The following is a 219-nucleotide window of genomic DNA, read 5'->3' as shown; positions in this document are numbered from 1 at the left end:
CTGAACCGCTTCGCCTTTTACCATCTCAAAGCCGGTACGCAGCGTTTCATGACGAGCTACGAGCCCGCGGAACGCTTCTTCAAACCGCTGCCGGTCGAGCTCCCCTTCGAGCAGCATAGCTCCCGGTATGTTGTAGCTCAGTTCGGCTCCTTCCAGCTGGTTCAAGATATAGAGACGTTTCTGAGCGGAAGAGAGCGGATAATACTCGCTAGGTTCCGC

The 219-nt window shown here is 55.7% G+C and carries 1 protein-coding gene; it reads right to left on the bottom strand.

Annotated elements, in window-relative coordinates; genetic code table 11:
* Positions 1-219 (bottom strand): condensation domain-containing protein (locus ACL9RM_RS26830; protein WP_414126734.1); only part of this gene is annotated, 219 nt, incomplete at both ends.

Origin of the sequence: Paenibacillus sp. S29 (genome assembly GCF_049319765.1) — a bacterium.
In the GTDB taxonomy this organism is placed as follows: domain Bacteria; phylum Bacillota; class Bacilli; order Paenibacillales; family Paenibacillaceae; genus Paenibacillus; species Paenibacillus polymyxa_B.
This window is presented reverse-complemented; position numbering and strand designations above follow the sequence as displayed.